At 73.2% G+C, this 25,382-nt stretch carries 21 protein-coding genes; 10 read left to right on the forward strand and 11 right to left on the reverse strand.

Features of this window, described 5'->3' with window-relative positions:
• The first annotated feature begins 74 nt into the window (after nucleotides 1-74).
• Entirely contained in the window at nucleotides 75-962 is an 888-nt protein-coding gene (locus MUY22_RS44645) for an NADP-dependent oxidoreductase (protein WP_247053851.1), read from the forward strand.
• A 146-nt stretch (nucleotides 963-1,108) separates the two neighbouring features.
• Entirely contained in the window at nucleotides 1,109-1,486 is a 378-nt protein-coding gene (locus tag MUY22_RS44650) for a hypothetical protein (protein WP_247053852.1), read from the forward strand.
• A gap of 219 nt (nucleotides 1,487-1,705) precedes the next feature.
• On the opposite strand, the gene MUY22_RS44655 is transcribed toward MUY22_RS44650, so the two are convergent.
• The 4 genes from MUY22_RS44655 to MUY22_RS44670 form a co-directional block, all read right to left on the reverse strand.
• Entirely contained in the window at nucleotides 1,706-3,580 is a 1,875-nt protein-coding gene (locus tag MUY22_RS44655) for a GAF domain-containing protein (RefSeq protein WP_247053854.1), read from the reverse strand.
• 1 nt (nucleotide 3,581) lies between these two features.
• Nucleotides 3,582-4,910, reverse strand: a complete 1,329-nt coding sequence (locus tag MUY22_RS44660; protein WP_247053856.1) for an MFS transporter — start codon at nucleotides 4,908-4,910, stop codon at nucleotides 3,582-3,584.
• 56 nt (nucleotides 4,911-4,966) lie between these two features.
• Entirely contained in the window at nucleotides 4,967-5,716 is a 750-nt protein-coding gene (locus MUY22_RS44665; RefSeq protein ID WP_247053858.1) for a 3-hydroxybutyrate dehydrogenase, read from the reverse strand.
• Between the two features lie 82 nt (nucleotides 5,717-5,798).
• Complete coding sequence (locus MUY22_RS44670; RefSeq protein WP_247053860.1) at nucleotides 5,799-6,191, reverse strand: VOC family protein; 393 nt, start codon at nucleotides 6,189-6,191, stop codon at nucleotides 5,799-5,801.
• Nucleotides 6,192-6,277: 86 nt separating this feature from the next.
• Between MUY22_RS44670 and MUY22_RS44675 the strand changes: the two genes are divergently transcribed.
• Nucleotides 6,278-7,216, forward strand: a complete 939-nt coding sequence (locus MUY22_RS44675; RefSeq protein ID WP_247053862.1) for a YafY family protein — start codon at nucleotides 6,278-6,280, stop codon at nucleotides 7,214-7,216.
• A gap of 225 nt (nucleotides 7,217-7,441) precedes the next feature.
• Nucleotides 7,442-9,508, forward strand: coding sequence for an AMP-binding protein (locus MUY22_RS44680; RefSeq protein ID WP_247053864.1), 2,067 nt, complete (start codon nucleotides 7,442-7,444; stop codon nucleotides 9,506-9,508).
• Here MUY22_RS44680 and MUY22_RS44685 read toward each other — a convergent pair.
• From MUY22_RS44685 to MUY22_RS44705, 5 genes are read right to left on the reverse strand one after another with little or no spacing between them, the layout of a single operon-like run.
• Nucleotides 9,502-10,095 (reverse strand): GyrI-like domain-containing protein, encoded by a 594-nt coding sequence (locus MUY22_RS44685; protein ID WP_247053866.1) that lies wholly within the window; start codon nucleotides 10,093-10,095, stop codon nucleotides 9,502-9,504. The genes MUY22_RS44680 and MUY22_RS44685 overlap by 7 nt on opposite strands.
• Entirely contained in the window at nucleotides 10,095-10,616 is a 522-nt protein-coding gene (locus MUY22_RS44690) for a PadR family transcriptional regulator (protein WP_247053868.1), read from the reverse strand. The genes MUY22_RS44685 and MUY22_RS44690 overlap by 1 nt, the downstream gene beginning before the upstream one ends.
• 33 nt (nucleotides 10,617-10,649) lie before the next feature.
• On the reverse strand, nucleotides 10,650-11,519 hold the full coding sequence (locus MUY22_RS44695; RefSeq protein ID WP_247053870.1) for an alpha/beta hydrolase: 870 nt from the start codon (nucleotides 11,517-11,519) through the stop codon (nucleotides 10,650-10,652).
• Nucleotides 11,516-12,577, reverse strand: a complete 1,062-nt coding sequence (locus tag MUY22_RS44700; protein ID WP_247053872.1) for a tartrate dehydrogenase — start codon at nucleotides 12,575-12,577, stop codon at nucleotides 11,516-11,518. The genes MUY22_RS44695 and MUY22_RS44700 overlap by 4 nt, the downstream gene beginning before the upstream one ends.
• Nucleotides 12,578-12,622: 45 nt before the next feature.
• Nucleotides 12,623-13,513: a LysR family transcriptional regulator gene (locus MUY22_RS44705; protein WP_247053875.1), complete on the reverse strand. Its 891-nt coding sequence runs from the start codon at nucleotides 13,511-13,513 to the stop codon at nucleotides 12,623-12,625.
• Between the two features lie 156 nt (nucleotides 13,514-13,669).
• Between MUY22_RS44705 and MUY22_RS44710 the strand changes: the two genes are divergently transcribed.
• From MUY22_RS44710 to MUY22_RS44735, 6 genes are all read left to right on the forward strand, one after another.
• A complete protein-coding gene (locus MUY22_RS44710; protein WP_247053877.1) occupies nucleotides 13,670-14,989 on the forward strand; it encodes an SWIM zinc finger family protein in 1,320 nt (439 codons plus the stop codon).
• A 283-nt stretch (nucleotides 14,990-15,272) separates the two neighbouring features.
• Nucleotides 15,273-16,664: a DUF5691 domain-containing protein gene (locus MUY22_RS44715; RefSeq protein WP_247053879.1), complete on the forward strand. Its 1,392-nt coding sequence runs from the start codon at nucleotides 15,273-15,275 to the stop codon at nucleotides 16,662-16,664.
• On the forward strand, nucleotides 16,661-17,749 hold the full coding sequence (locus MUY22_RS44720) for an AAA family ATPase (protein WP_247053881.1): 1,089 nt from the start codon (nucleotides 16,661-16,663) through the stop codon (nucleotides 17,747-17,749). Before MUY22_RS44715 ends, MUY22_RS44720 begins: the two co-directional genes overlap by 4 nt.
• Nucleotides 17,746-19,932 (forward strand): DUF5682 family protein, encoded by a 2,187-nt coding sequence (locus tag MUY22_RS44725; protein ID WP_247053884.1) that lies wholly within the window; start codon nucleotides 17,746-17,748, stop codon nucleotides 19,930-19,932. Before MUY22_RS44720 ends, MUY22_RS44725 begins: the two co-directional genes overlap by 4 nt.
• On the forward strand, nucleotides 19,929-21,095 hold the full coding sequence (locus MUY22_RS44730; protein WP_247053886.1) for a VWA domain-containing protein: 1,167 nt from the start codon (nucleotides 19,929-19,931) through the stop codon (nucleotides 21,093-21,095). The genes MUY22_RS44725 and MUY22_RS44730 overlap by 4 nt, the downstream gene beginning before the upstream one ends.
• Before the next feature lie 90 nt (nucleotides 21,096-21,185).
• Nucleotides 21,186-21,308: a ribosomal protein bL36 gene (locus MUY22_RS44735; protein ID WP_247053887.1), complete on the forward strand. Its 123-nt coding sequence runs from the start codon at nucleotides 21,186-21,188 to the stop codon at nucleotides 21,306-21,308.
• A gap of 3 nt (nucleotides 21,309-21,311) precedes the next feature.
• On the opposite strand, the gene MUY22_RS44740 is transcribed toward MUY22_RS44735, so the two are convergent.
• Both MUY22_RS44740 and MUY22_RS44745 read right to left on the reverse strand, forming a co-directional pair.
• Nucleotides 21,312-22,787 carry an NAD(P)/FAD-dependent oxidoreductase gene (locus tag MUY22_RS44740; RefSeq protein ID WP_247053889.1) on the reverse strand — a complete coding sequence of 492 codons (1,476 nt, stop codon included), beginning with the start codon at nucleotides 22,785-22,787 and terminating at the stop codon, nucleotides 21,312-21,314.
• An 82-nt stretch (nucleotides 22,788-22,869) separates the two neighbouring features.
• A complete protein-coding gene (locus MUY22_RS44745) occupies nucleotides 22,870-25,233 on the reverse strand; it encodes a polysaccharide lyase 8 family protein (RefSeq protein WP_247053891.1) in 2,364 nt (787 codons plus the stop codon).
• Nucleotides 25,234-25,382 lie beyond the last annotated feature (149 nt).

A 25,382-nucleotide genomic window follows, 5' to 3' on the forward strand; every position in this document is an offset into this window, starting at 1 on the left:
CGGCTCTCACTTCCCGCTCGTCACCCCTGCTCACTCCTACCGTAGGCGCAGACGTCCCGAGACGAGGAGTGATCGTGTTCGCAGCCTTCTTCGAGCGGTTCGGCCCGCCCGGGGTCCTGTCCGTCGGTGCGCTGCCGGAGCCGCACGCCGGCCCGGGCGAGGTCCGGATCCGCGTGCGGGCGGCCGGGGTCTCGCCGGTCGACCTGGCGATCCGCGCCGGGAAGTCGCGCTCGCCCATCGCGTTGCCGCACATCCCCGGCGTGGACGCGGCGGGCGTCGTCGACGAAGGTCCCGGGATCGGCGACGAGGTGTTCGGCGCGGTCGACGTCGCCCGCCTCGGCGGGGCGAGCGCCGAGTTCGCGGTCCTGGCGTTCTGGGCGCCGAAACCGCCGTCGATGCCGTGGGAGCAGGCCGGTGGCGCCGCGTCCGGCGTCGAGACGGCGACCCGCGCGCTCGACCTCCTGGCCGTCGGCCCGGGTTCGACGCTGCTGATCGACGGCGCGACCGGCGGGGTCGGCAGCCTCGCCGTCGGCCTGGCCCTGGCCCGCGGCGCGCGGGTGCTCGGCACCGGCGCCCCGCAGAACCGCGACTTCCTCGCCGAGCTGGGCGCGGAGCCCGTCGACTACGGCGCTGGCCTGCGCGAACGCGTCACCGGGCCGGTCGACGCGGCGCTCGACGTCGCCGGGAAGGGATCACTGCCGGAGCTGATCGAGCTGACCGGCACGCCGTCGAAGGTGGTCACGCTCGCCGACTTCAGCGGCCCCGAGCACGGCGTCCGCGTCTCGGTCGGCGCGCTCGGCGGGCAGCCGGACGGGCGGCACGGTCTCGCGCGGGCTGCCGCGCTGTTCGAGGAAGGTTGCTTCCACGTGCCGGTGCAGGCGGTGTTCCCGCTGGCCGAAGCGGCCGCGGCGCACGCGGTGGCCGGGCCGCGGCGGGGCAAGATCGTGCTCGCCGTGCCCTAGCCCGCTGGTGGCCGACGATCAGCCCGACGATCGCGGCGACCGAGAGCACCGCCAGGAACGCGGCGGGGGTGACCGGCAGGCCGAAGTCGTCGACGAGCCAGTACCCGAGGCCCGAGCCGTTGATGTCACCCCTGAAGGTCATGACCGTGCCGAAACCGACCGCCACGGGCAGCAGCCACGAGCGGGTGAGGATCTCCGCCCGCGACGGCCACGCCGGTCCCGGCAGCAGCACGCCGGCCGTCGCCGTCAGCGGCAGGATCGCGAACGGCCACACCAAGGCGCCCAGCAGCACGGCCGCCGAGCCGAGCAGGGTCAGCAGCACGATCGACGTGTGGATGCCGAAGTCCTCGTCGAGCGAAGGCGTCGACGCCGGAGTGGCCACGAGCATCACCACGAGCCCGGCCGCCACCGGGCCGAACCACGCGACCGCCGCCTGCCGGCCGGTGGGCCCGCCGTCCCGGGACGACCAGGAGTCGATGTCGCACACCAGTTTCCCGCGCGGCGAAAGGTCCGCGCGGACGTAGACCGCCAGCGACACCTGGAGCAGGCCGTTGACGGCGTAGGCACCCAGCAGGATCGCCACCCCGGTGCCCTGGCTGCCGCCGTCGCCGTCGAGGAAGAACGCGAAGTAGCCCCACAGGCCCGCGACCGTCGCCGCGGCGGCGACGGCGAGTTCGGGCAGGGCGCGGATTTTCATGGGAGGAGCAGGGTATCCGCCGGGAGCGCGGTCCGGTGTGGGTCGTTCAACCGAGGCGGTGCAGGCGCAGCGCCAGCTGGATCTCCAGGGCCCGGTCCGGCGCCTGCCAGTCCTCCCCCAGCAGCGACGCGATCCGTTCCAGCCGCTGCACGACGGTGTTGACGTGGACGTGCAGCACGTCCTTCGTCCGCGCCAGCTGCGAACCGCTCGCGAAGTACGCGCGCAGCGTCGCGACCAGCTCGGTGCCGCGGCGTTCGTCGTAGCCGAGGACCGGGCCGAGCGTCGCGCGGACGAACGCGCCGAGGTCGGCCTGGTCGCCGAGCAGCTGGCCGAGGAAACCGAGGCCGGCCATGTCCGCGCCCTCGCCGGCGCGGCCGAGCGCGAGCAGCGCCCGCACGCACCGCGCCGCTTCGGCGTGGGCCGCGGCCAGGGCTTCGGGCCCCGCGCCGGGGCCGGCCGCGCCGACGGTGACCGGGCGCCCGGTCACCGCGCCGAGGTCGGCGGCGACGCGGCGGGCCAGCTCGCCCGGGTCGCCGGTGCCCAGCAGGACGACCTCCTCCGCGTGCACGCCGACCAGCGTCGCGTGCCGGACGGCGGCGCTCGCGAGCCGTCGCCGGGACACGTCGTCGGCGTGCACGACCAGCACCGCGTGCGGCGCGGCGAGGTCGATGCCGAGCCGGCGGCCGCGGGCGAGCAGCGCGCGCGGGTTGCGGCCGGGCGCGGTGAGCAGGTCGGTCAGCAGCTCGCCGCGCACCTCGTCCTCGGCCCGCACCACCGACCGCCGCAGCATGAGCAGCAACGCCGTCACGACGCCGGCGCGTTCGAACAGCCGCCGGTCCGGGTCGGCGAGGTCCGCGCGGCCGGTCAGCACCAGGCTGCCGAGCAGCTCCGGCCCGGCCTGCACCGAGCAGACCCAGGAGTCCGCATCGGACACCGTGGGCACGGCCCGGCCCGCCGCCCGGGACGCGGCGAGCGCGGCCGGGTCGTGGCGCGCCGGGTCCGCCGAGTGCGCCAGGACGGCGCCCTCGGTGTCGAACACCGTGAGGGCCCCGCGCAGCACCCCGGCGACGGCCGCCGCGACGTCCGGCAGGTCGCCACCACGCAGCACCAGGTCGGTGAGGCGGTCGTGCGCGTCTTCGGCGCGTTCCATCGCCTCGTTGTGCGCGCGGATCGTCGCGTTGGCCTCGTTGAGCTCCGCGACGGCGCGGCGCGTCTGGTCGAGGAGGTTCGCGCTGTCCAGGGCGATCGCCGCGTGGTCGGCCAGCGACGACAGCAGCGCCACTTCGTCCGCGGAGAACTCGCGCGCACTGCGGTCGGACGCGAAGAGCACTCCGAGCACCTTCGAACCGATCGCCAGCGGGACGCCGAGGATCGCGGTCAGGCCCTCGTCCTTGACGCCGGAGTCGATGTGGCGGGTGTGCCGGAAGCGTTCGTCGGTGAAGTAGTCCGCCGTCGAGTACGGCCGCGCGGTCTGCGCGACGAGCCCGCCGAGGCCCTCGCCCATGCCGAGCACGATCTGCTGGAACTCCGCCGACACCGAGCCGTCGCTGACCCGGATGTAGGTCTTGCCCTCGGCCTCGTTGTTGAGGCTGAGGTACGAGACGTCGACGCCGAGCAGCGCCCGCGCGCGGCGGACGATCGAGCGCAGCACGGTGTCCGGTTCGGACAGTCCGGCCAGCTCGCTCGCGGTGTCGAACAACGCGACCAGCTGCGCCTCGCGCCGCCGGTGCTCGGCCAGTGTCTCGCGGATGCGCAGGGCCAGCTCGCCCGCGTTCGCCAGCGCGGTCAGGTCGGCGGCGGCGAGGGCGCCCTCGGCGCGCGCGGCCACGACGACGTGCGCCAGCTGCTCGGTGCTCGCCCCGGAGGCGAGCAGGTCGAGCAGCCGGCGCAGCGCGTCCGAGGGTGCGGTCACGGCGGTCATGCTAGGGCGAAACGGTCGCCGTCTCCGCTTGGACGTCTTCGTCGTGCAGGGATTCGCCGCGGGTCTCGCGGGCGGCGAGCAGCGCGACGACCGTGATCAGGCACATCGCGGCGACGTACAGCGACACCGGAATCGTGCTGCCCCAGCTCTGGAACAGCGCCACGGCGATCAGCGGCGCGACGGCCCCGGCCGCGATCGACGACAGCTGCCCGCCGACGGAAAGGCCGGTGTAGCGGACGCGGGTCGGGAACTGCTCGGCGAAGAAAGCGGCCTGCGGCCCGTACATCGCGCCGTGCAGCACCAGCCCGACGGTCGTCGCCAGCACGATCACGGCGGCCGACTTCGTGTCCAGCAGCGCGAAGAACGCGAAGCCCCACAAGGCCATGCCGATCGCGCCGAACAGGTACACCGGACGCCGGCCGACGCGGTCCGACAGCGCGCCCCACAACGGGATCGTCACGAAGTGCACGGCCGAGCCGATCAGCACCGCGCTCAGGCCGAGGCCCTTCGCCAGGTGCAGCCCGGTCGTGACGTACACCAGGATGAACGCCGTCAGCACGTAGTAGGAGACGTTCTCGGCCATCCGCGCGCCGATCGTGACGAGCACTTGGCGCCAGCTGTCGCGGAAGACCTCGACGACGGGGACGTGCTTCCCGGGCCGCTCCTCGGCGCGGCGCTGGGCGGCCAGGAACACCGGCGACTCCGAGACGGCCAGCCGGATCCACAGGCCGATCACCAGCAGCACCCCGGAGAGCAGGAACGGGACCCGCCAGCCCCACGCCAGGAACGTCGCGTCGGACTGCGTGGCGGACAGGATCGCCAGCACGCCGGTGGCGAGCAGGTTGCCGCCGGGCGCGCCGCACTGCGGCCACGACGCCCAGAACCCGCGCCGCTTCGCGTCCCCGTGCTCGGAGACGATCAGCACCGCGCCACCCCATTCGCCGCCGAGCGCGAAGCCTTGGACCAGGCGCAGCAGCGTGAGCAGGACCGGCGCGGCGACGCCCGCGGTGGCGTACGTCGGCAGCACGCCCATCAGGCAGGTCGAGCCGCCCATCAGGACCAGGCTGAAGATCAGGAGCTTCTTCCGGCCGAGCCGGTCGCCGTAGTGGCCGAAGACGAGCCCGCCGATCGGCCGCGCGAGGAACCCGACGGCGTAGGTGAGGAACGCCAGCAGCGTGCCGTTGAGCGGGTTCGCCGTCGGGAAGAACACCTTGTTGAACACCAGCGCGGCGGCGGAGGTGTAGAGGAAGAAGTCGTACCACTCGATGGTGGTGCCGATCAGGCTCGCGCCGACGATCTTGGCGATCGCCGACCGCGGGGGCTGGCTCACTGGGGCGTCCAATTCGGCGTCCAATTCGGGCTCCACTTCCTTGTGGCGGACGGGTTCTAGGCGGCGGTCCAGCCGCCGTCGAGCGGGATGGAGGCCCCGGTGACGTGGCCGGCGTGCGGCGAGCACAGCCACGTCACCAGGGAAGCGACGTCCCCGGGTTCGATGAGCTTCTTGATCGCGGCGCGCTTGAGGAGGACCTCGGCGACGACGTCCGCACGCGGGATGTCGTGCTCGGCGGCCTGCGCGTCGATCTGCCCGTCGACGAGCGGGGTGCGGACGTAGCCGGGGTTGACGCAGTTGCTGGTGACGCCGTGTTCGGCGCCCTCCAGCGCGGCGACCTTGGAGAGCCCTTCGAGCCCGTGCTTCGCGGTGACGTAAGCGGCTTTGTAGGCGGAGGCGCGAAGCCCGTGGACGCTCGACATGTTGACGATCCGCCCCCAGCCCCGCGCGTACATCGACGGGAGGCTCCGCCGGATGAGCAGGAAGGGCGCGGTGACCATCAGCGCCTGGATGCGCGCGAACCGCTCGGGCGGGAAATCCTCGAGCGGCGCGACGTGCTGGATCCCGGCGTTGTTGACCAGGATGTCGACCTCGGCCGGGAGGGCGTCGATGGCCCCGGCGTCGGTGAGGTCGACGGCGTGCGCCCACCCCCCGACCTCGGTCGCCGCGGCCTCGGCGTTCTCCGCGTCGACGTCGACGACGTGCACCTTGGCCCCGGCCGCGGCGAGGGCGCGGACGCAGGCCAGGCCGATACCGCCGGCCCCGCCGGTGACGAGGGCGGTGCGCCCGTCCAGATCGCTGGTCATGGACGGGAACGGTAAGCGTGCCACCGGTGCCGAGCCATGTGCGCGGAACCCACAACCCGGGAAGATCCAGTGGTCGCCGCCGCTATGCGCGTTCGGTCAGCACGGACAGGTAGTGCACGTTCGTCATGACGCCGAGGACGTTGCCGAACGGGTCGACGACCGAGGCCGTCACGAAGCCCGGGCCGCGCTCGGTGATCGGCTCGTACTCCTTCGCGCCCAGCTCGTGGAGCCGCGCGACCGTCGCCTCGAGGTCGTCGACGTGCCAGTAGACGATCTCGCCGCCCGGCGTGTCCGCGCCCGCCGGTGCGTACTTGCGGTCGATGAGGCCGAGTTCGTGCTGGTAGTCGCCGATGCGGAACTCGGCGTAGCCGGGGCGGTGGAAGTAGGGCTCGATGCCCAGGAACTCCGTGTACCAGGCCTGCGCGGCCGCGTGGTCGTCGGCGAAGTACGAGACGGTGGCCATTCCTCGCAGCATGTCTGCTCCTTGCTCCTTCGGTGTGGAGACAGCATGCGGGACGAAAGTGCGCATCGAGTGAGCACTTTGTTTGCGAGACTGCTCCCATGCGCGCCGACCGCCTCGTGGCCACCCTCCTGCTGATGCAGACCCGCGGCCGCGTCACCGCGGGCGAGCTGGCCGCGGAGCTGGAGGTCTCCGTCGCGACCGCCCGCCGTGACCTCGAAGCGCTCTCGGCCGCCGGCGTGCCCGTCTACCCGCAGCCCGGGCGGGGCGGGGGCTGGCAGCTCGTCGGCGGCGCGCGGACCGACCTGTCCGGCCTCACCTCCCGCGAAGCGCAGGCCCTGTTCCTCCTGGCCGGCCCCGCCGCCGCGATCGCGCCGGAGGTGAAGTCCGCGCTGCGCAAGCTGATGGGCGCGCTGCCCGGCACGTTCCGCGCGGACGCCGAGGCCGCGGCGGACGCGGTGGTCGTCGACCAGGCGGGCTGGGGCGAGCGGCCGAAGGCCCGGCCGCCGATGGTCGAGGCGCTGCGGGACGCCGTCATCGCGCGCCGCAAGGTCCGCCTGACGTACGCGGGGCGCGAGACGTCGGAGCGGCTCGTCGACCCGTGGGGCCTCGTCGACAAGGACGACGTCTGGTACCTCGTCGCCGGTACCGAGAAGGGCCGCCGCACGTTCCGCGTCGACCGGATCACCGCGGCCGAGCCGATCGACGCCGTCGCGGACCGGCCGTCGGACCTCGAACTGGCGCGGGTGTGGGAAGAAGTCGTCGAAGAAGTCGAAAAGCGCCGCTCCCCGCTGACCGCGGACGTCGTGCTCGACCGGCGGTACCTGAGGGTGCTGCGCGACCGGTTCGGCCGGCACTGCGAGCTGATCGGCGAGCTGCCGGACGACCGCGTGCGCGTCCGGGTCGCCGCGCCGGCGCCGATCATGATCGCCCAGGAGCTGGCCGGCTGGGGTGCGCTGCTGGAGGTCGAAGGTCCGGAATCCGTACGTGCGGAGCTGGCTCGCCTCGGATCCGAACTGGTCGCTCAGTACCGTCACTGATCGGGTGAAGATCTTTTAGCGGTTCTACTGAGCGTGCGCTTTGTCCTGCCAGACTCGGTAAACACCGTTCATCGGTACACTGTGGACAGTACGAACACCCACCAAGAGTGTCCGTTACTCTCCGGTATCATGCCGTTCGGAGTATCCGTGCTCACCCGTTTGCTGCTACCGTAACGCCTCCGTGACCTGAACGTGTGTTCGGTGACACTTCGGTGAGGGCAGACGATGCGTGACGATGTGATCGAGGCGAGTGCCGTGGTCGGGCATCCGCCGGAGGTGGTGTGGCAGATCGTCGGATCGCCGGAGTGGTATTCCCGGTTCGTTCCGGAGATCAGCTGGTGCGAGGTCCAGGAACCGGCCTCGCGCGGCCGGGGTCCCAAGGGCCTGATCCGGATCGTCCCCGAGCGCCGCCCGATGCTGGAGACGCAGATCCAGGCCGTCGTCTACCGACCGGGCGAGCACGTCGTGTGGTGCGGTGTCCCCGACGACGGCACGTGGGTGTCCCTGGAGCTGAGACCCCTGGCCGGCGGGAAGACCGAGCTGTTCGTCCGGATGATGCTGCAGCCGGCGCACCTGGAGCTGGTGTCGTCCATCAAGAAGGACATCCGCGTCGTCGCGCGGCGCCTCGACCTGCACCTGTCCGGTCAGGCCGACCCGGACGCCGGCCGCGAAGGCGTCAAGGCCACCAAGATCCGCACCACCGGCATCCTGGTGCGCGCCGGGGTGCTCAGCCCCGGCCGGCCGGACAAGCTGGCGCGCCAGCTCAACTCCGTGGCGCAGTGGGGTGCGACCGTCGCGGGCGGCTACCAGGCCGCCGCGGCCCGCGCCGTCGACCACCCCGCGCTGCACGACGAGCGCAACGTCCGCACCTTCGGCCAGGTCCAGGAGCGCAGCGACCGGCTCACCAACGCGCTTTCCGAGCTCGGCGTCGACGAGCGCGACCGGATCGCGCTCATGTGCCGCAACCACTCCGCGATGGTCGAGTCGTTCGTCGCGGCCAGCAAGCTCGGCGCCGACGTCATCCTGCTCAACACCGGCCTCTCCGCGTCGTCGGTCAAGGACGTGCTGGCCGAGCACCGCCCGGCCGCCGTGCTGGCCGACGACGAGTTCGCCCAGACCATCGCGAACGTCCCCGGCGACTTCGCGCGCATCAGCACCTGGCCGGACTCCGAGACCGGCTACCCGACCGTCGACGAGCTGATCCAGGCCGCCCCCGCCGACCGGCCCAAGCCCGTGGAGCGACCGGGCCGGCTGATCGTGCTCACCTCCGGCACCACCGGGACGCCGAAGGGCGCGCGCCGCCCGACCCCGAAGGGCATGGGCGCGGCCGCGTCGATCCTCGACCGGATCCCGCTGCGCTCGGGCGACCGGATCCTCGTGGCGGCGCCGCTGTTCCACAGCTGGGGCCTGGCCGCGATGCAGATCGGGATGGCCCTGCGGTCACCGCTCGCGCTGGTCCGCAAGTTCGACGCCGAAGAGACCCTGCGGACGATCGCCGAGCAGCGGTGCGACGCGCTGTTCGTCGTGCCGATCATGCTGCAGCGGATCATGGACCTGCCCGAACGCGTCCGCGCGCGCTACGACCTGTCGTCGCTGCGGATCGTCGCGAGCAGCGGATCGGCGATGTCCGGGGCGTTCGTGACGTCGTTCATGGACACCTTCGGCGACGTCCTCTACAACTTCTACGGCTCGACCGAGGTCTCCTGGGCGAGCATCGCCGACCCCGCCGACCTGCGTGCCGCCCCGACCACCGCGGGCCGCTGCCCGCTCGGCACGAGCGTCGCGATCCTCGACGAGGACCGCAAGCCGGTGCCGCCGGGCGGCGAGGGCCAGATCTTCGTCGGCAACGACATGCTGTTCGACGGCTACACCTCCGGCACGGACCCGGCGCGGGCGGCGGACCTGATGGCCACCGGCGACGTCGGCTACCTCGACGCGGCGGGCCGGCTGTTCGTCACCGGCCGGGCCGACGAGATGATCGTCTCCGGCGGCGAGAACGTCTTCCCGCGCCCGGTCGAAGAAGCCCTGGTCGCGCTGCCCGGCGTGCACGACGCGGCGGTGGTCGGCGTGGCCGACGCGGAGTGGGGCCAGCGGCTGGCCGCCTACGTCGTCCCGCGGCGCGGCGCTTCCCTGCACGCGGAGGACATCCGGCAGTACATCCACCACCGCCTGGCCCGCTTCGCCGTGCCGCGTGACGTCTACTTCGTGCCGGACCTGCCGCGCAACGCGACGGGCAAGATCCTCAAGCGCCTGCTGCACGACGACACCTGGCCGGCCACTACGGACTACTGAGACACCGGCTGCCGCAGCACGGTCCTGAGCTTCTCCGGTGCCGTGCGGCGGGGGTCGCCGAGGTAGACCTCGTGGTGCCGGCCGGTCGGCGTGAGCCCGTGCGCGGCCAGGTACTCGCCGTGCAGCCGGGCCAGCAGCGGGCCTTCGTCGTCGTACGAACCGACGTGCAGCGCCTGAGCGCACCGGCCTTCCTCGAGAGTCTCGAACCGGACGTCGGCGTCGAGCTTCTTCTTGCGGCGCACGGTTTCGCGGGCTTCTTCGACGTCATCCTCGCCGATCCACCCGGGCTGGCTGATGAGCATCGTCCACTGCCAGCTGTCCTTGGCGCGGACGGTGAACGCGGCCAGGTCGTCGGCCCACCACAAGCCCTCCAGCGGGCCGACGACGAAGTCCCGCTCCGCGGCCCGCTTGAGGGTGTACGCCACGGCGTAGAGCGCCTCGACGGCCCGTTTGTAGCCGTCTGCGGTGTTCGGGTTGCCGCGGCCGTCGATCGCGAGGAACCGCTGCTCGGGCACGTCCACCAGCGCCCAGTCGGTGTTCTTGGGCGCGTACAACGCTTTCAGGTCCTTCTTGACGTCGTACGGCATCAGGGCGTCCCTCCGGGCAGTGCGGCCAGCCACGCGGCTTCCGCTTCCAGCTGGCTGATCGAGTAGCCGAAGATCGCCCGGACGAACGGCGGCGCGGCCGGCTGGGCGGCGGCCGCGCGCCGCACCTCGGCCAGCCGCGCGTCGACGGCTTCGGCGCGCCGGGCCAGCGCGGCGGCGAGCCGCTCGGGCGGGACGACCGGGCTGTTCGCGAGCCCGGCCAGCACGGGCGGGTGCACCGGGCGCAGTTCGGCGATGGCCGCCTCCGCGGCTTGCGCGCACGCTTCGCGGCCGGCTTCGGTGGCCGTGAAGGTCTTCTTGGCCTTGGCGTGCGCACGGTCGGCCGCGACCTCGGCGATCAACCCGCGGTCGCGCAGCTTGCCGAGGACGTAGTAGATCGAGCTGAAGCCGAGCGCGGTCCAGTCGCGCATACCGCGTTCCCCGACCACTTCGTCCAGCTCGTAGCCGTGCCTCGGCCGCTCGACGACGAGGCCGAGCACCGTCAGTTCCGCGTCGGTGAGCACCCGACTATTCTAGTGCTGGAATACCGCGTGGAGTCAACCGAAGAACTCCCCCAGTTCGGCCGCGACCTCGGCCGGGGCCTCCTCGGGCAGGTAGTGATCCGACGGCAGGGCCCGGCCGGTGACGTCTTCGGCGTACCCGCGCCAGACGTCGAGGACGTCGTAACTGCGGCCGACGAAGCTGCGTTCGCCCCAGAGCGCCCGGACGGGGACCTGCAGGCGACGGCCGGCGTCGGCCTCGTCGTGCTCCAGGTCGACGGTCGCGGCGGCCCGGTAGTCCGCGCAGGACGCGGCGATCGACGCCTCGTCGAAACACCGCACGTACTCGGCCATCGCGGCCGGGTCGAACGGCGTGCCGCCCGCGTGCCGCGACGTCATCCGGGCGCGGATCCAGAACTCCGGGTCGGCGCCGATCATCCGCTCCGGGATGCCGTGGCCCGCGGTGAGGAAGAACCAGTGCCAGTAGCCGGTCGCGAAGTCCCGGTCGGCGCAGGCGAACGCGTGCCGCGTCGGCACGATGTCGAGCACGGCCAGCGCGCGCACGGCGTCCGGCCGGTCGAGGGCCAGCCGGTGCGCGACGCGGCCGCCGCGGTCGTGCCCGGCGACGGCGAAGCGGTCGAAGCCGAGTTCGGCCATCACGGCGACCTGGTCTCTGGCCATGACCCGCTTCGAATACTCCGCGTCTCCGTTGGTGGGCGCGGGTTTGCCGCTGTCGCCGTAACCACGCAGGTCGGTCGCCACGACCGTGAAGCGCTCCGCGAGCAGCGGCGCGACGGCGTTCCAGATCACGTGCGTCTGCGGGTAGCCGTGCAGCAGCAGGACCGGCGGGCCCTCGCCGCCGATCGCGCAGCGGATCGGGACACCCGCGTCGACCGTGCGGTACCGGAACGGCAGCGGGACGCTCATCGGGCTCCTCCCAGCTCGTCGAGCACCGCGCGGGTGAAGCGCACCGTCGTCGCGGTGCCGCCCAGGTCGGGCGTGCGCAGCCGAGTCTTCGCCAGCACTGCCGCGAGCGCACCTTCGACGTCGGCGGCGGCTTCGGCGTGGCCGAGGTGCGCCAGCAGCAGCGCAGCCGTCCAGATCGCGCCGATCGGGTTCGCGATCCCGCGCCCGGCGATGTCCGGCGCGGAGCCGTGCACCGGCTCGAACATCGACGGGAAGTCGCGCTCGGGGTTGAGGTTGGCGGCCGGGGCGAGGCCGATCCCGCCTGCGACGGCGGCCGCGAGATCGCTGAGGATGTCGCCGAAGAGGTTGGACGCGACGACGACGTCGAAGCGGCCCGGGTCGAGCACGAACTTCGCGGCGAGGGCGTCGATGTGCTCGGACTCGACGTCGACGTCGGGCCGCGTGCCGGCGCGCTCGGCGACGATCTCGTCCCAGAACGGCATGGTGTGCACGATGCCGTTGGACTTCGTCGCCGACGTCAGCTTCCCACGACGACGCTCGGCGAGGTCGAGGGCGAAGTCGACGACGCGCGTGACGCCGGCGCGGGTGAACACGGCCTCCTGCACGGCGAGCTCGTCCGGCAGGCCGCGGTTGAGGCGGCCGCCGATCTCGCTGTACTCCCCCTCGACGTTCTCGCGCACCACCACGAAGTCGACGTCGCGGGCGCCCCGGACCGGGCTGTCGAGGCCCTCGAACACCCGGATCGGCCGGAGGTTGACGTACTGCCGGAAGCCGCGGCGCAGCGGGATGAGCAGGCCCCACAGGGAAACGTGGTCGGGCACGCCGGGCGCGCCGACGGCGCCGAGGAAGAGCGCGTCGTGGTGGCGGACGCGGTCGAGGCCGTCGGCGGGCATCATCGCGCCCTCGGCGAGGTAGCGCTCGCAGGACCAGTCGAACTCGTCGTAGCGGAAGGCGACGCCGTGCCGCGCGCCGGCGGCGTCGAGCACGGCGCAGGCCGCCGGGGTCACTTCGCGGCCGATGCCGTCGCCGGGGATGAGGGCGATGCGGTGGGAGGTCATGCCCTCGATGTCAGCAGGCGGCGGTGGCCCGCGTCCAAGACCGGATCACGGCCCGTCCGATAGGCCCGGCCTATCGATCGCGGCCACGAACGCGGCCGCCGTCGGCGTCAGCGCCGCCCGGCCGACCAGCGCGACGTGCAGGTGAGCGGGCGGATCCAGCGCGAACACCCGCGCCCCGGCCCGCTCCGCGAGCGACGTCCACGAGTCGGCCAGCACGGCCATCCCGACCCCGCCCAGCACCAGCGGCAGGATGGCTTCGCGGTGCTCGGTCTCGACGACCGGCACGACGCCGACGCCGCTCGCCCGGATGTCGTCGACGAGCCGCCGCATGCCGGTGCCCGGCTGGCCGACGATGAGCCGCCGGCCGTCGAGCAGCTCGCGCCGCACCGGCTCGCCGTCCGGGAACGGCGCGTCCGGCCCGGTGACCAGCACGAACCGCTGCCGGCCGCACGGGATGACCGTGAGCCCGGCGGCTTCGAGCGGCTCCGGACCGGCGGCGAGGCCGAGTTCGGTGACGCCGCCGCGGACCATGCCGAGGACGTCGTCCGGGGTGAACGCCGAGCGCACGGCCACCGTCAGCCCGGGGTGGCGCGCGGTGAACCGCCGGATCATCCCGCTGAGCGGCTCGACCGCCTGCGACGGCATGGCGGCGATCTCGACCCGCCCCGCCTCGAGGCCGCCGACCGAGTCGACGGCGGCCCGCGCCGCGTCGAGCCCGCGGACGATCTGCCGGGCGGGTTCGACCAGGGCGTGCCCGGCCTGGGTCAGCACGAGCCGCCGGCCGACGCGGTCGAACAGGCGGGTGCCGAGGTCGCGTTCGAGGACCCGGACGGCTTGGGAGAGCGAGGGTTGCGCGATGTAGAGGGCGTGCGCGGCCCGGCTCATCCCGCCGTGGTCGACCACGGCGAGGAAGTACTCGAGCTGCCGCGCGTCCACACTCACCTCCGGGGCGGCCCAGCATAGATCGCGACCCCACCGAACCCGGACTGACCTGCGCTCACGGAAATTGTCGGTGGGTACTGGCATGCTTCGTCGGGTAAGCCACCCCGGGCCTCCCGCCCGGGGAAACCGACCGGACAGCAAAGGAAACCAGTGGGGGGACAGGTGGTGACGGCGGTGCCGTGGACCGCGGAACGCGTGGCCGGGCTCGCCCCGGATCCCGCTTCGGAGAAGGCCGGGCGGGCGCTCGCGACACCGGCGAAGTGGTCCGGCGCGGGCGTGAACGAGGACGCGGTCTGGGGCTTCTGCCAAGGCAGCGGCAAGAAGCCGTACCAGACGTGCGTCGAACTGGCCGAGCCCGCGTTCCGGTGTTCCTGCCCCAGCCGCAAGTTCCCGTGCAAGCACGCGGTCGGGCTGCTGCTGATGTGGGCCGCCGGGCAGGTCGCCGCGGCGGCGCCGCCGGAGTGGGTGAGCACGTGGCTCGCCGAGCGGGCGGACCGGGCGCGGAAGGCGGAGCAACGCGCGGAAGCCGCGGGCCCCAAGGACGAAGAGGCCGCGGCGAAGCGGGCCGAAGGCCGCGCGGCGCGCGTCGAAGGCGGCGTCGCGGAGCTGAAGGTGTGGCTGACCGACCGGATCGGGGCGGGGTTCGCGGGCTTCGACCGCAACGGCGCCGAGGAGCTGCGCACGGTCGCCGCCCGGATGGTCGACGCACAGGCGTCGGGCCTGGCGGGCGGCCTGCGGCGGGCGGCCGGGATCGTCGGCCGCCGCGACTGGCCGGACGCGGTCCTGGCCGAGCTGTCGCTGTTGTTCCTGCTCGCGGACGCCGCGGGCCGGCTGGGCGGGCTGCCGCCGGAGCTGGCGGAAACGGTGCGGACGCGGCTCGGGTTCTCGGTCGAGACGGCACGGGTCCTGGAGAGCGGCGAGCGCGTCTCGGACGAGTGGCTGATCACCGGCGCGGCCGACGAGGAGAACGACCGGCTGCTGACCCGGCGCACCTGGCTGCGCGGCCGGCTCACGGGGCGCGACGCGCTGGTGCTCTCGTTCGCACCGCCGGGCCGCCCGCTCGACGCGTCGCTGCCGCCCGGGCACCTGCTGGCGGCGGAGCTGGCGTTCTACCCGGGCGCCGCGCCGCTGCGCGCCTTGGTGGCGGAGAAGGGAATTCCGCTGCCGGCCCCGTCGGCCGAGGGCGGCTCGATCGACGGCGCGCTGGCGGCGTACGCCCGGGCGATGGCGGCGGACCCGTGGCTGGAACGCTGGCCGGTCCTGCTGACGGAGGTGACCCCGGCCGAACACGCCGGCGGCTGGTGTCTGTCCGAAAAGGACGGAACAGCGCTCCCCCTGGTGCCGTACGCGTTCCCGTGGTCACTGCTGGCGTTGTCGGCGGGCGGCCCGCTGACGGTGGCGGCGGAATGGAGCCAAGCGGGTCTGCGCCCGCTGACGTGCTGGCACGAGAACCGCGCGGTGCGGCTATGACCCCCACCACCCCCGCGCCGCCCTTCCAGCCACCCGTGTCGACTCCCCCATCACACGTGTCGACCCGCCAATCACACGAATCGACCGCCCAAGCACACGAACCGACCCTCTGGGTACGCGAACCGACCCTCCAAGCACACGTGTCGACCCCCCGATCACGCGAGTCGACCTTTCAAACACACGTGTCGGCTCCCCGAACACGCGAGTCGACCCGATACGCACCCGTGCCGGGATCGCTCGCCGGTCCACCGAACCCCCACCCGCAGACCAAGGAGGTGCGCTCGTGAAAGCCTGGGACGACCTCGTCGGCACCGCGCTCCTCGGCACCCGCCGGCGCCCGCTCGACCTGAGCACCCAGCCCGCCGCGGTCCGGGAGCTCGCCACCGAACGCGGTGAGCCCGCGGAACAGCTGCTGGCCGCCGCCGCGGTGCTGACCACCTACCGGCGGGCCGGGCGGCGGGCGCTCGGGGACGTCAAGCCGCTGCCCGCCGCCGCGCCCGACGAGCGGCCGTTCGTGCCCGCCCTCGCGCGGGAACGGCTCGCCCGGCTGCTGGCCGCGAGCCACCCCGACCTGCTCCAGGAGTGGCTCGGCATTCTGGCCGGGACGCCCTACCGCGTCCCGCCGGAGTTCCTGCCCCTGCTGGCCGAAGCCGCGCGGACCAAGACCGGGCTGCGGGGGCCGCTCGTCGCGGTCGCCGGGTCCCTCGGCGCGTGGCTCGGGCAGCGCAACCCCGACTGGGCCTTCCTCGCCGCGCCCGCCGAGGAGTCCGGCGACGTCTGGCAGTACGGCAGCCTCGCCCAGCGCCGCCGCTGGCTGGCCGCGCGGCTGACCGACGATCCGGACACGGCCCGCGAGGCGCTGACGACGTCGTGGAAGAGCGAGCCCGGCGACGTCCGCGCCGACTTCCTCGGGGTGCTCGCCGGGCACGTCCGGGACGCGGACGAGAACTTCCTCGAAGCCGCCCTCACCGACCGCGCGGCCGCCGTCCGCGAGAAGGCCGCGGACCTGCTCGGCCGGTTGCCGGATACGCGCCACGGGCACCGGATGGCCGAACGGCTGCGGCCGCTCGTCCGCCGCCGGGGCCGGATCCTCGAAATCTCCCTGCCCCGGACCGAACGCGGCCGGGAAGAGGGCACCGTCCGGCTGCGCACGCTGATCGCCGCCGCGCCGCTGTCGTTCTGGACGGAGTTCGGGCCGCCCGCCGAGGTGGTGCGGATGACCGTCGAGGGCTGCCCACCCGGCGTCCTGCGTGACGCCTGGGCGTCCGCAACCTTGCGCCAGGGCGACGAAACCTGGGCGCACGCCCTGATCGGCGCCGACCCTGGCGGGCGCACCACCCCGCCGCTGCTCGGCGTGCTGAGCCCGGCGAGCCAGGCCACCACCATCGCGCACCTGGTCGGGCGGCTGCCCACCGAGTCGTTCGCCCGGCTGGTGCACGAGCTGCCCCGGCCGTGGACGGCCGAGCTCGGCACCGCGCTGCTCGACTGGATCGCCCGCCAGGACGACCACCGCCTGGTCTCGCACGCCGCCGTCGTGATCGCCCGCGCGGTCCCGCCCGGCTGCCTGCGCCACCCGCTGGCCACCACCCGGCTGACCATGGACGCCGGGCCGTGGCGCCGGGCGCTCACCGAAACGTTGAACTTCCGCCGCGAAATGTACGAGGAGCTCGCATGACCGCCCCCGCCACCGTCCTCCGGCCGCACGCCGAACAGGACCACGCCGCCGAACTGGCCGCCCTGGCCGCCGCCGACGAGCGGGCCAAGCCGCCGAACTGGCTGCTGTCCCCGTGGGCCGTCGTCGAGTACCTGCTCGGCGGCACCCTGCCGGACGGCACCGTGATCACGCCCAAGTACGTCGGCCCGCGACGGCTGATCGAGGTCGCCGTCGCCACCCTGGCCACCGACCGCGCGCTGCTGCTGCTCGGCGTGCCCGGCACGGCGAAGACATGGGTGTCCGAGCACCTGTGCGCCGCGATCAGCGGCGACTCGACGCTGCTGGTGCAGGGCACGGCGGGCACGTCCGAAGAGTCGATCCGCTACGGCTGGAACTACGCCCGGCTGATCGCCGAGGGCCCGAGCGCGGCCGCCCTCGTCGAAAGCCCGGTGGTGCGCGCGATGCGCGACGGCAAGCTGGCGCGGCTCGAGGAGCTGACCCGCATCCCGGCCGACGTCCAGGACACGCTGATCACCATCCTGTCCGAGAAGACGCTCCCGATCCCGGAGCTGGGTGACGAGGTGCAGGCGCGGCCCGGGTTCAACATGATCGCGACGGCGAACAACCGCGACAAGGGCGTCAACGAGCTGTCGAGCGCGCTGCGGCGGCGGTTCAACACCGTGGTCCTGCCGCTGCCGGACAGCGCGGAGGCGGAGGTCGAGATCGTCAGCCGCCGGGTCCGGGAGCTGGGCACGTCGCTGCAGCTGCCCGCCGAAGCCGCCGAGCTGGCCGAGATCCGCCGGGTCGTCACGGTGTTCCGCGAGCTGCGCTCGGGCCGCACCGAAGACGGCCGCACGGCGGTGAAGTCGCCGTCCGGCACGCTGTCCACCGCCGAGGCGATCAGCGTGCTCACCGGCGGCCTGGCCCTGGCGGCCCACTTCGGCGACGGCGTCCTGCGCCCGCACGACGTCGCGGCCGGCATCCACGGCGCGGTGGTCAAGGACCCGGTCGCCGACCGCGCGATCTGGCTGGAGTACCTGGAGACGGTGGTCCGCGAGCGCGACGGCTGGGCCGACTTCTACCGGGCCGGCCAGGAGATTTCGTGACCACTACGCACCTGCTCGGCATCCGCCACCACGGCCCGGGTTCGGCCCGGGCCGTGGCGGCGCGGCTGGCGGAGCTCGCCCCGGACGTCGTCCTGATCGAGGGGCCGCCGGAGGCCGACGCGCTCGTCGAACTGACCGAGGACCCGGCGATGGCGCCCCCGGTGGCGCTGCTGGCCTACGCGACCGACGACGTCTCGCGCGCCGCGTTCTGGCCGTTCGCCGTCTTCAGTCCCGAGTGGCAAGCGCTTGCGTACGCCCGCGAGGCCGGCGTCCCGGTGCGGTTCTGCGACCTGCCGGCCGCGAACACGTTCGCCGCCGGGCCGGACGACCTCGGCGCGCCCCACGGCGATCCGCTCGCCGGGCTGGCGGCCGCGGGTGGCTACGACGACCCCGAACGCTGGTGGGACGACGTCGTCGAGTCGCGGCGGGACGACGCGTCGCCGTTCGAGGTGATCGCCGAGGCGATGACCGCGTTGCGCGAAGACGAAGAGCCGCCGCAGGGCAACGAAGCGCGGCGCGAGGCCCACATGCGCTCGGTGCTGCGCCGCACGCGCAAGGACGGCTTCGAGAACATCGCCGTCGTGTGCGGGGCGTGGCACGTGCCCGCGCTGGCCGACCCGCTGCCGCCGGCGTCGCACGACGCGGCCGTCCTCAAAGGACTCCCGAAGCGGAAGGTCGCGTGCACCTGGGTGCCGTGGACGCACGGGCGCCTCGCCACGGCCAGCGGCTACGGCGCGGGCGTCCTGTCTCCGGGCTGGTACCACCACCTCTTCACCACGGCCGAGGACGTGACGACGCGCTGGCTGACGGGCGTCGCGGCGGTGCTGCGCGAAGAGGACCTGCCGGTCTCGACCGCGCACGTCATCGAGGCGGTCCGGCTGGCCGAGGCGCTGGCCGCGCTGCGCGGCCGCTCGTCGGCGGGGCTGGCGGAGGTCACCGAAGCCACCCGGTCGGTGCTGTGCGGCGGGGACGACGTGCAGGTCGGGCTGGTCACCCGGCGCCTCGTCGTCGGCGAACGCCTCGGCGAGGTGCCGGACCGCGTGCCGCAGCCGCCGCTGGCCGCGGACCTGACCGCGACCGCGAAACGCCTGCGGCTGAAGAAGGATCCGATCGTCAAGGAGCTCGACCTCGACCTGCGGACCCCGGGCGGGCTGGACCGCTCGCGGCTGCTGCACCGGCTGCGCGTGCTCGGCATCGAGTGGGGCAGCCGGGAGGCGTCGGCGCGGCGGAACCGCGGCACGTTCCGGGAGACCTGGGCGCTGTGCTGGGAGCCGTCGTTCGAGGTCGACCTCGTCGCGGCGGCTGTGCACGGCACCACCGTGCCGTCGGCGGCCGCGTCTGCCGTCCGCGACACGGTCGAAGGCACCCCGCCGCTCGACGAGGTCACCACCGCCGTCGAGAACTGCCTGCTCGCCGACCTGGCCGACGCGCTGCCCGACGCGCTCGCGGCGCTGGACGCGCGGGCCGCGGCCGACTCGGACGTCGCGCGGCTGATGTCCGCGCTGCCGGCGCTGGCCCGGGCGACCCGCTACGGCGACGTCCGCGGCACCGACACCGGCGCGTTGCGCGCGGTCGCCCTGCGGATGCTGGAGCGGGTCTGCGCCGGGCTCCCGCCGGCGACCCACGGGATCGACGACGACGCCGCGGCCCGGTTCTGCAAGCTGATCGACGGCGTCCACGACGCCACCGCGTTGCTGGGCGACGAGGCGAAGGACCGCTGGCTGGCCGCGCTGGCCCGGCTGGCCGAACGCCCGGCGCTGCCGCCGCTGCTGTCCGGGCGGCTGTCCCGGATCCTGCACGACGCCGGGCTGCTCGGCGCGCTCGACATCGAACTGCGGCTCGGCCGGGCGCTCACGCCGGGCGTCACGCCGTCGGCGGGCGCGGCCTACGTCGAAGGCTTCTTCGACGGCGGGGCGCTGCTGCTGGTGCACGACGAGGGCCTGCTGCGGGTGATCGACGCCTGGCTCGCGGCGATCCCGGCCGACGTCTTCACCGAGGTGCTTCCGTTGCTGCGGCGGACTTTCGGGGCGTTCAGCAGTCCCGAGAAGCGGGCGATCGGACAGCGGGCGGCCGGGCTCACCGGCGCCGCGCGGGTCGTCGTGCCGGCAGCCGACGAACTGGACGAGGAACGAGCCGAGCGGGTACTGCCCGTCATGGCGACATTGCTGGGGGTGGGGGCATGAGCGTGGACACGGACCGGTTGCGTCGCTGGCGGCTGGTGCTGGGCGGCGAAGGCGCCGAGGGCTCGGGCCTGGCCGACGCCCAGCTGTCCGAAGAGGACAGTGGCGTGGACAAGGCCCTGGCGGCCCTCTACGACAAGCCGGACGAGGACGCCGCCGGCGGGCCGCGAAGCGCGAACCTCGGGGCGTCGGCGCCGCGGGTCGCGCGCTGGCTCGGCGACGTCCGGCGCTACTTCCCCAGCACCGTCGTGCAGGTGATGCAGCGCGACGCCGTCGACCGGCTCGGGCTGACCCGGATGCTGCTGGAGAAGGAGCTGCTCTCGGCGGTCGAGCCGGACGTCCACCTGGTCGGCACCCTGCTCTCGCTCAACAGCGTGCTGCCCGAGGAGACCAAGGAGACCGCGCGCGAGGTCGTCCGCAAAGTCGTCGACGAGCTGGAGCGGCGGCTCGCCGACCGCACCCGCGCGGCGATCAAGGGCGCGCTCGACAAGGCGTCGCGCACGCACCGGCCGCGTCCGGGCGACATCAACTGGGCCCGCACGATCCACGCCAACCTCAAGCACTACTCCCCCGAGCTGCGCACGATCGTGCCGGAGAAGCTGATCGGCTTCGGCCGGCGGCAGCAGGCGGTGCAGCGCGACGTGATCCTGGCCGTCGACCAGTCGGGCTCGATGGCGGAGTCGGTGGTGTACTCCGGGCTGTTCGGCGCGGTGCTGGCGTCGATGCGCGCGTTGAAGACGTCGTTCGTCGCGTTCGACACCGAGGTCGCGGACCTCACCGAGCACCTCGCCGACCCGGTCGACGTGCTGTTCGGCACCCAGCTGGGCGGCGGCACCGACATCAACCGCGCGATCGCCTACTGCCAGGGCCTGGTCGGCCGCCCCGAGCAGACGCTGCTGGTGCTGATCAGCGACCTCTACGAAGGCGGCGACGAGAACGAGCTGCTGCAGCGCGTCGCCGAGCTGGTCGGCTCGGGGGTCCAAGTGGTGACGCTGCTGGCCCTGTCGGACTCGGGCGCGCCGTCCTACGACCACGAGAACGCGGCGGCCCTGGCCGAGCTGGGCGTCCCGGCGTTCGCGTGCACGCCGGACCAGTTCCCGGAACTGATGGCCGCGGCTGTCCGCGGCGACGACCTGCAGGCCTGGGTGTCCCGCGAGAACAGCTGAGTTGCGGGATTAAACCCACCCCGGCCGCTGTTGAAGCCATCGTGGGACGTTTTCGGGGCCCGCACCGCCGACCAGGAAGGACGGCTCACCATGAAGGTCCGCAGTTCGCTTCGTTCGCTCGCCCGCCAGCCGGGCGCCCAGGTCATCCGCCGCGGCACGCGCGTGTTCGTGATCAACAAGGACAACCCGCGCGCCAAGGGCCGCCAGGGCTGACGATCAGCGGGCCGCGCCGATCGGGGATTCCGCGCGGCCGAAGCGCATCACGCCGTCCTCCAGGCGGTTGAAGCGCATGTCCGCGAAGTCCAGCAGGTAGTTCTGGCGCATCATCCAGGGCCGTCGGCCGCCCTGCTTCGGCAGGTCGGCGGCGGCCCTTTTAACGTACCCGGACGCCAGGTCGACGATCGGGCGCGGGCGGCCCGCTCCCGAAGCCGCCGCCGCGTCCGGGGTGCACGACACGAACCCGCGGCGGTCCAGGTGTTCCAGCAGGCGGCAGACGTACTGGGACGTCAGGTCGGCGCGCAGCGTCCACGAGTTGTTCGTGTAACCCACGCACCACGCCAGGTTCGGGATGCCGCCGAACATCATGCCCTTGTACGCCCGCTGCTCGCCCGGCTCGATCTCGCGGCCGTCGACGCTCAGCGTGATCCCGCCGAACGCCACCAGCCGGAGCCCGGTCGCCGTCACGATGACGTCCGCGGGCAACTCGCGGCCGGAGTCCAAGAGCACGCCGCCGGGAGTGAACCGCGCGATCCGGTCGGTCACGATGTCCGCTTTGCCCGAGCGCAGCGCCTGGAACAGGTCCGCGTCCGGCACCAGGCACAGCCGCTGGTCCCACGGCGCGTAGCCGGGCACGAAGTGCGGGTCGACCGGGATCGACGCCGGCAGCTGCGCCGCCACCCTGTCACGCAGCGTCCGCGACGCCCAGTCCGGCAGCCGCCGCATCAGCTGGAAGAAGAACGTGCCCATCACGACGTTCTTGCCGCGCACCACCCGGTGCGCGAGGTTCTCCGGCAGCAGCGCGCGGATCCGGTCGGCGAGCGCGTCCCGCCCCGGGCGCGCCACGATGTACGACGGCGACCGCTGCAGCATGGTGACGCGCGCCGCGCGCGGGGCCATCGCCGGGACGAGCGTCACCGCCGTCGCGCCGCTGCCGATCACCACGACCTGCTTGCCGTCGTAGTCCAGGCCTGCGGGCCAGTGCTGCGGGTGCACGATCTCGCCCGCGAACTCGGCACGACCCGGGAAGTCGACGACGTGGCCGCCCGCGTAGTCGTAATAACCACTGCACAGGTACAGGAACCGGCAGGTGAACGTGGCGCCGTGCGCCGTCGACACGGTCCAGAGCGCGTCGGCGGACGACCACGAAGCCCGCACCACCCGGTGCCCGAACCGGATGTGCCGCTCGATGCCGTAGGCGGCCGCGGTCTCGCGGACGTAGCTCAGGATCGACGGCCCGTCGGCGATCGCCTTCGCGTCCTTCCACGGCCGGAACGGGTAACCGAGGGTGAACATGTCCGAATCGGAGCGGATGCCCGGGTACCGGAACAGGTCCCAGGTTCCGCCGATCGTGTCACGCGCTTCGAGCACGGCGTAACTCTTGCCCGGCAACCGTTCCTGGAGCCGGCAAGCCGCGCCGACGCCGGACAGGCCGGCGCCCACGATCAGGACGTCCACGTGCTCCGCGCTGGTCATGAATTCCAGCGTAACCGAGGTGGGGACCCCGCCGGGCCGGGTCGGGGCACCGACCCGGCGAGGAGCACCACCTCAGCAAGGCCTACGGCAGCGGCACGACCTTCGTCGCGCCGAACGAGCCCTTCAGCGGCACCACCACGGACTTCCCGCGCACCGTCACCGTGACGCTGTCCTGCGTCTGCGTCGGGTCCGACACCGCCAGCTGCCTACCCCAGCCGCACCGCCCGATCGCCACGGACGCCGGCCCGGAGACGCGGACGTCGCCGACCGAGCCGGCCGCGAAGAAGTTCGCCAGCAGGGTCTCGCCGACCTGGACCGCCTGGACCGTCGCGGTGTTGGCCCGCACCTGCCAAGCCCACGACGTGGCGACCGTGCCGAGGACCGACGCGCCGGGCAGCACCGCGTACGCGTACGTCGCGTTCACCGGCTTGATCCCGTGCTCCAGCACCAGTTTCTGGTACCGGCGGGTGTTCGACGTCGTCGTGCCCTTGGTGTTGGCGCCGGTGTCGATGTCGCGCCACGCGCCCGTGCGGTCCTCGCGCAACGCCGTCACGGAAGCGTCGTCGAGCAGCACGTACCCGCTGACGTTCTCCAGGTGCAGCCACTTCGGCCGCAGCGCGGAGGCCTTCCCGAGATCGGTCGCGACGCGCCGGAGGTCCGCGGTCAACGTCCCGCGACCGCCCTCGCCGAGGTTGCGGTTCTCGATCGTCGTGCGCACCGCGGCCGCCGACGTGCTGGTGATCCCGGCGCCCAGGCAGACGATCCCGGACGGCGTGAAGAACCACGACTTCTTCGCGACCAGCGAACCGTCCCAGGACTTGAAGTCGAACGCGTAGGCGCCGTGCTTGTCGTCCCAGCGGACGCCGCCGGTGTGCGGGTTCGGGCCGACCGGCACGTTGCCGAACGCCGGGTCGGCCGGGCCGGCGTTCTCGGTCGTGCCCGGCAGCAGCAGCGGGTCGACCGTCGGCCAGTAGGCGTCGGTGTAGTGCCCCTTCGCGTTCGGCACGAACGTGTAGAGCACGCCGTCGCCGACGTAGTAGCCCTTGAGGTTCTGGCCGTTGATGGACTCGTAGCGGGAGATCCGCGTCGAGCTGACGCCCAGCGACGCCGTCCAGGTCTCGGTGACGTGCACCAGCCGGTCCTGCTGGCCGAAGATCCGGTGCGTGGCCGTCGTCCGCGCCGGGCGGGCGTGCGCGGCGAGGGCGTCCTGCGCGAACTCGATGCCCGGCGTGGCCACGAGGTCGGGCCCCGGCGCGAACCGCTCCGGGTCCGGGATCTTGAGGAACGGCGCGTACGTGCCCTCGGTGATCCACTTCGCCGCGAGGGCGTTGAGGTCGGTCTTGGTCTTGCCCGAAGCGGTGCGGGCCAGCACCAGCGTCGCGACCGTCAGCTGGTGGCCGATGTCGTGTCCGGTCTCGCCCTGGCGCGAGAGCATCCGCCCACGCACCGGTTCCACGAGCGCGCCCGCGTAGACGAACGGCGCGAACGCGTCCGCGACCAGCCCGTAGATCTTGTCCTTCAACGGCTGTGGGAGCGCGAATTCGGTGCCCTCCGTGACGTGGATGGCCCCGGCCAGCGCGGTGAGCAGCACGATGCCGTAGTGCCCGGGGTACGGGATGGTGTCGTGCTGGATGAACGAGCCGTCGACGTGGAAGCCGTCGCCGGCCGCGCGGTCCAGCCGCGCGACGACGCTCGCCGCGCCCCCGCCCGCGACGTCGGTGAGCGCGTCGATGCCGGTCTTGATCCACGCCGTGTCACCGATCAGGGCGCCGGCGACGATGGAGATCAGGCCCTTGTCCGCGCGGTTGGCGCCGGTCTCGACGAGCGCCGTGTTGTTCGCGCGGACGTTCGGGTTGCCCACGAACCGCTTGATCGGGCTGACGTAGCGGGCCAGCTCGTCGGCGGTCAGCTGGTCGGCGACCACCGACAGCGTGTGCAGGACGTAGTACGGGACGCCGATCTCGTAGGTGTACCAGTTGCCGATTTCACCGACGTCCGGGTTGTACTGGCTCGCGTAGATCAGCTCCAGCGCCGCCTTGATCCGGGCGAGCACGGCCGGGTCGCCGGACAGCGCGCCGCCCGGGGTGCCCCAGTCGACGGCGATGGCGCGCAGCCGCGCGTACATCGACGTCGTGTAGTCGCTGCCGGGGCCGAGCGGCAGGTCCGTCCACAGTGGAGCGCCACCGCCCGCCACGGACAGGCTGTCGTGGTACGCCTTCGCGACGCGGCTCAGGTTGGCCAGCGCCGCGGTGCGTTCGGGCGAGGGCCGGTTGATGCCGCTCTGCAGCTGCCGGTAGGCCGCGACGATCGGCGCGGTCGCGGCGGGAACGCCACTCGCCGCGGCCACCGGGGTGGCGGCCGAAGCGAACACCGGACGGGTGAGGAACACGGTGGAAGCGGCCGCCAGGGCGCCGCCGCGCAGGGCGTTTCTCCGGTTCACGGGCATGACAATGCCTCCCAGGATCAAGACATCCTTGGCTTGCGGGGATGGGAACGGAAATGCGGTCGTGCGGCGGCGTGGGTGGAACGCCCCGTCACTTTCACGTGAAAGTGACGGGGCCAGGTGGGCACCTCGGAGTGAAAGTGCCGCGTTAC

This window comes from Amycolatopsis sp. WQ 127309, from assembly GCF_023023025.1.
Taxonomy (GTDB): Bacteria; Actinomycetota; Actinomycetes; order Mycobacteriales; family Pseudonocardiaceae; genus Amycolatopsis.

Excerpts from the sequence above, each read along its gene's own strand:
- MUY22_RS44700 (WP_247053872.1), bottom strand. The coding sequence starts at position 12,577 with ATGACCTCCCACCGCATCGCCCTCATCCCCGGCGACGGCATCGGCCGC.
- MUY22_RS44675 (WP_247053862.1), top strand. The coding sequence starts at position 6,278 with ATGCGCGCCGACCGCCTCGTGGCCACCCTCCTGCTGATGCAGACCCGC.
- MUY22_RS44735 (WP_247053887.1), top strand. The coding sequence starts at position 21,186 with ATGAAGGTCCGCAGTTCGCTTCGTTCGCTCGCCCGCCAGCCGGGCGCC.
- MUY22_RS44655 (WP_247053854.1), bottom strand. The coding sequence starts at position 3,580 with ATGACCGCCGTGACCGCACCCTCGGACGCGCTGCGCCGGCTGCTCGAC.
- MUY22_RS44665 (WP_247053858.1), bottom strand. The coding sequence starts at position 5,716 with ATGACCAGCGATCTGGACGGGCGCACCGCCCTCGTCACCGGCGGGGCC.
- MUY22_RS44740 (WP_247053889.1), bottom strand. The coding sequence starts at position 22,787 with ATGACCAGCGCGGAGCACGTGGACGTCCTGATCGTGGGCGCCGGCCTG.
- MUY22_RS44695 (WP_247053870.1), bottom strand. The coding sequence starts at position 11,519 with ATGAGCGTCCCGCTGCCGTTCCGGTACCGCACGGTCGACGCGGGTGTC.
- MUY22_RS44685 (WP_247053866.1), bottom strand. The coding sequence starts at position 10,095 with ATGCCGTACGACGTCAAGAAGGACCTGAAAGCGTTGTACGCGCCCAAG.
- MUY22_RS44680 (WP_247053864.1), top strand. The coding sequence starts at position 7,442 with ATGCGTGACGATGTGATCGAGGCGAGTGCCGTGGTCGGGCATCCGCCG.
- MUY22_RS44720 (WP_247053881.1), top strand. The coding sequence starts at position 16,661 with ATGACCGCCCCCGCCACCGTCCTCCGGCCGCACGCCGAACAGGACCAC.
- MUY22_RS44670 (WP_247053860.1), bottom strand. The coding sequence starts at position 6,191 with ATGCTGCGAGGAATGGCCACCGTCTCGTACTTCGCCGACGACCACGCG.
- MUY22_RS44745 (WP_247053891.1), bottom strand. The coding sequence starts at position 25,233 with ATGCCCGTGAACCGGAGAAACGCCCTGCGCGGCGGCGCCCTGGCGGCC.
- MUY22_RS44730 (WP_247053886.1), top strand. The coding sequence starts at position 19,929 with ATGAGCGTGGACACGGACCGGTTGCGTCGCTGGCGGCTGGTGCTGGGC.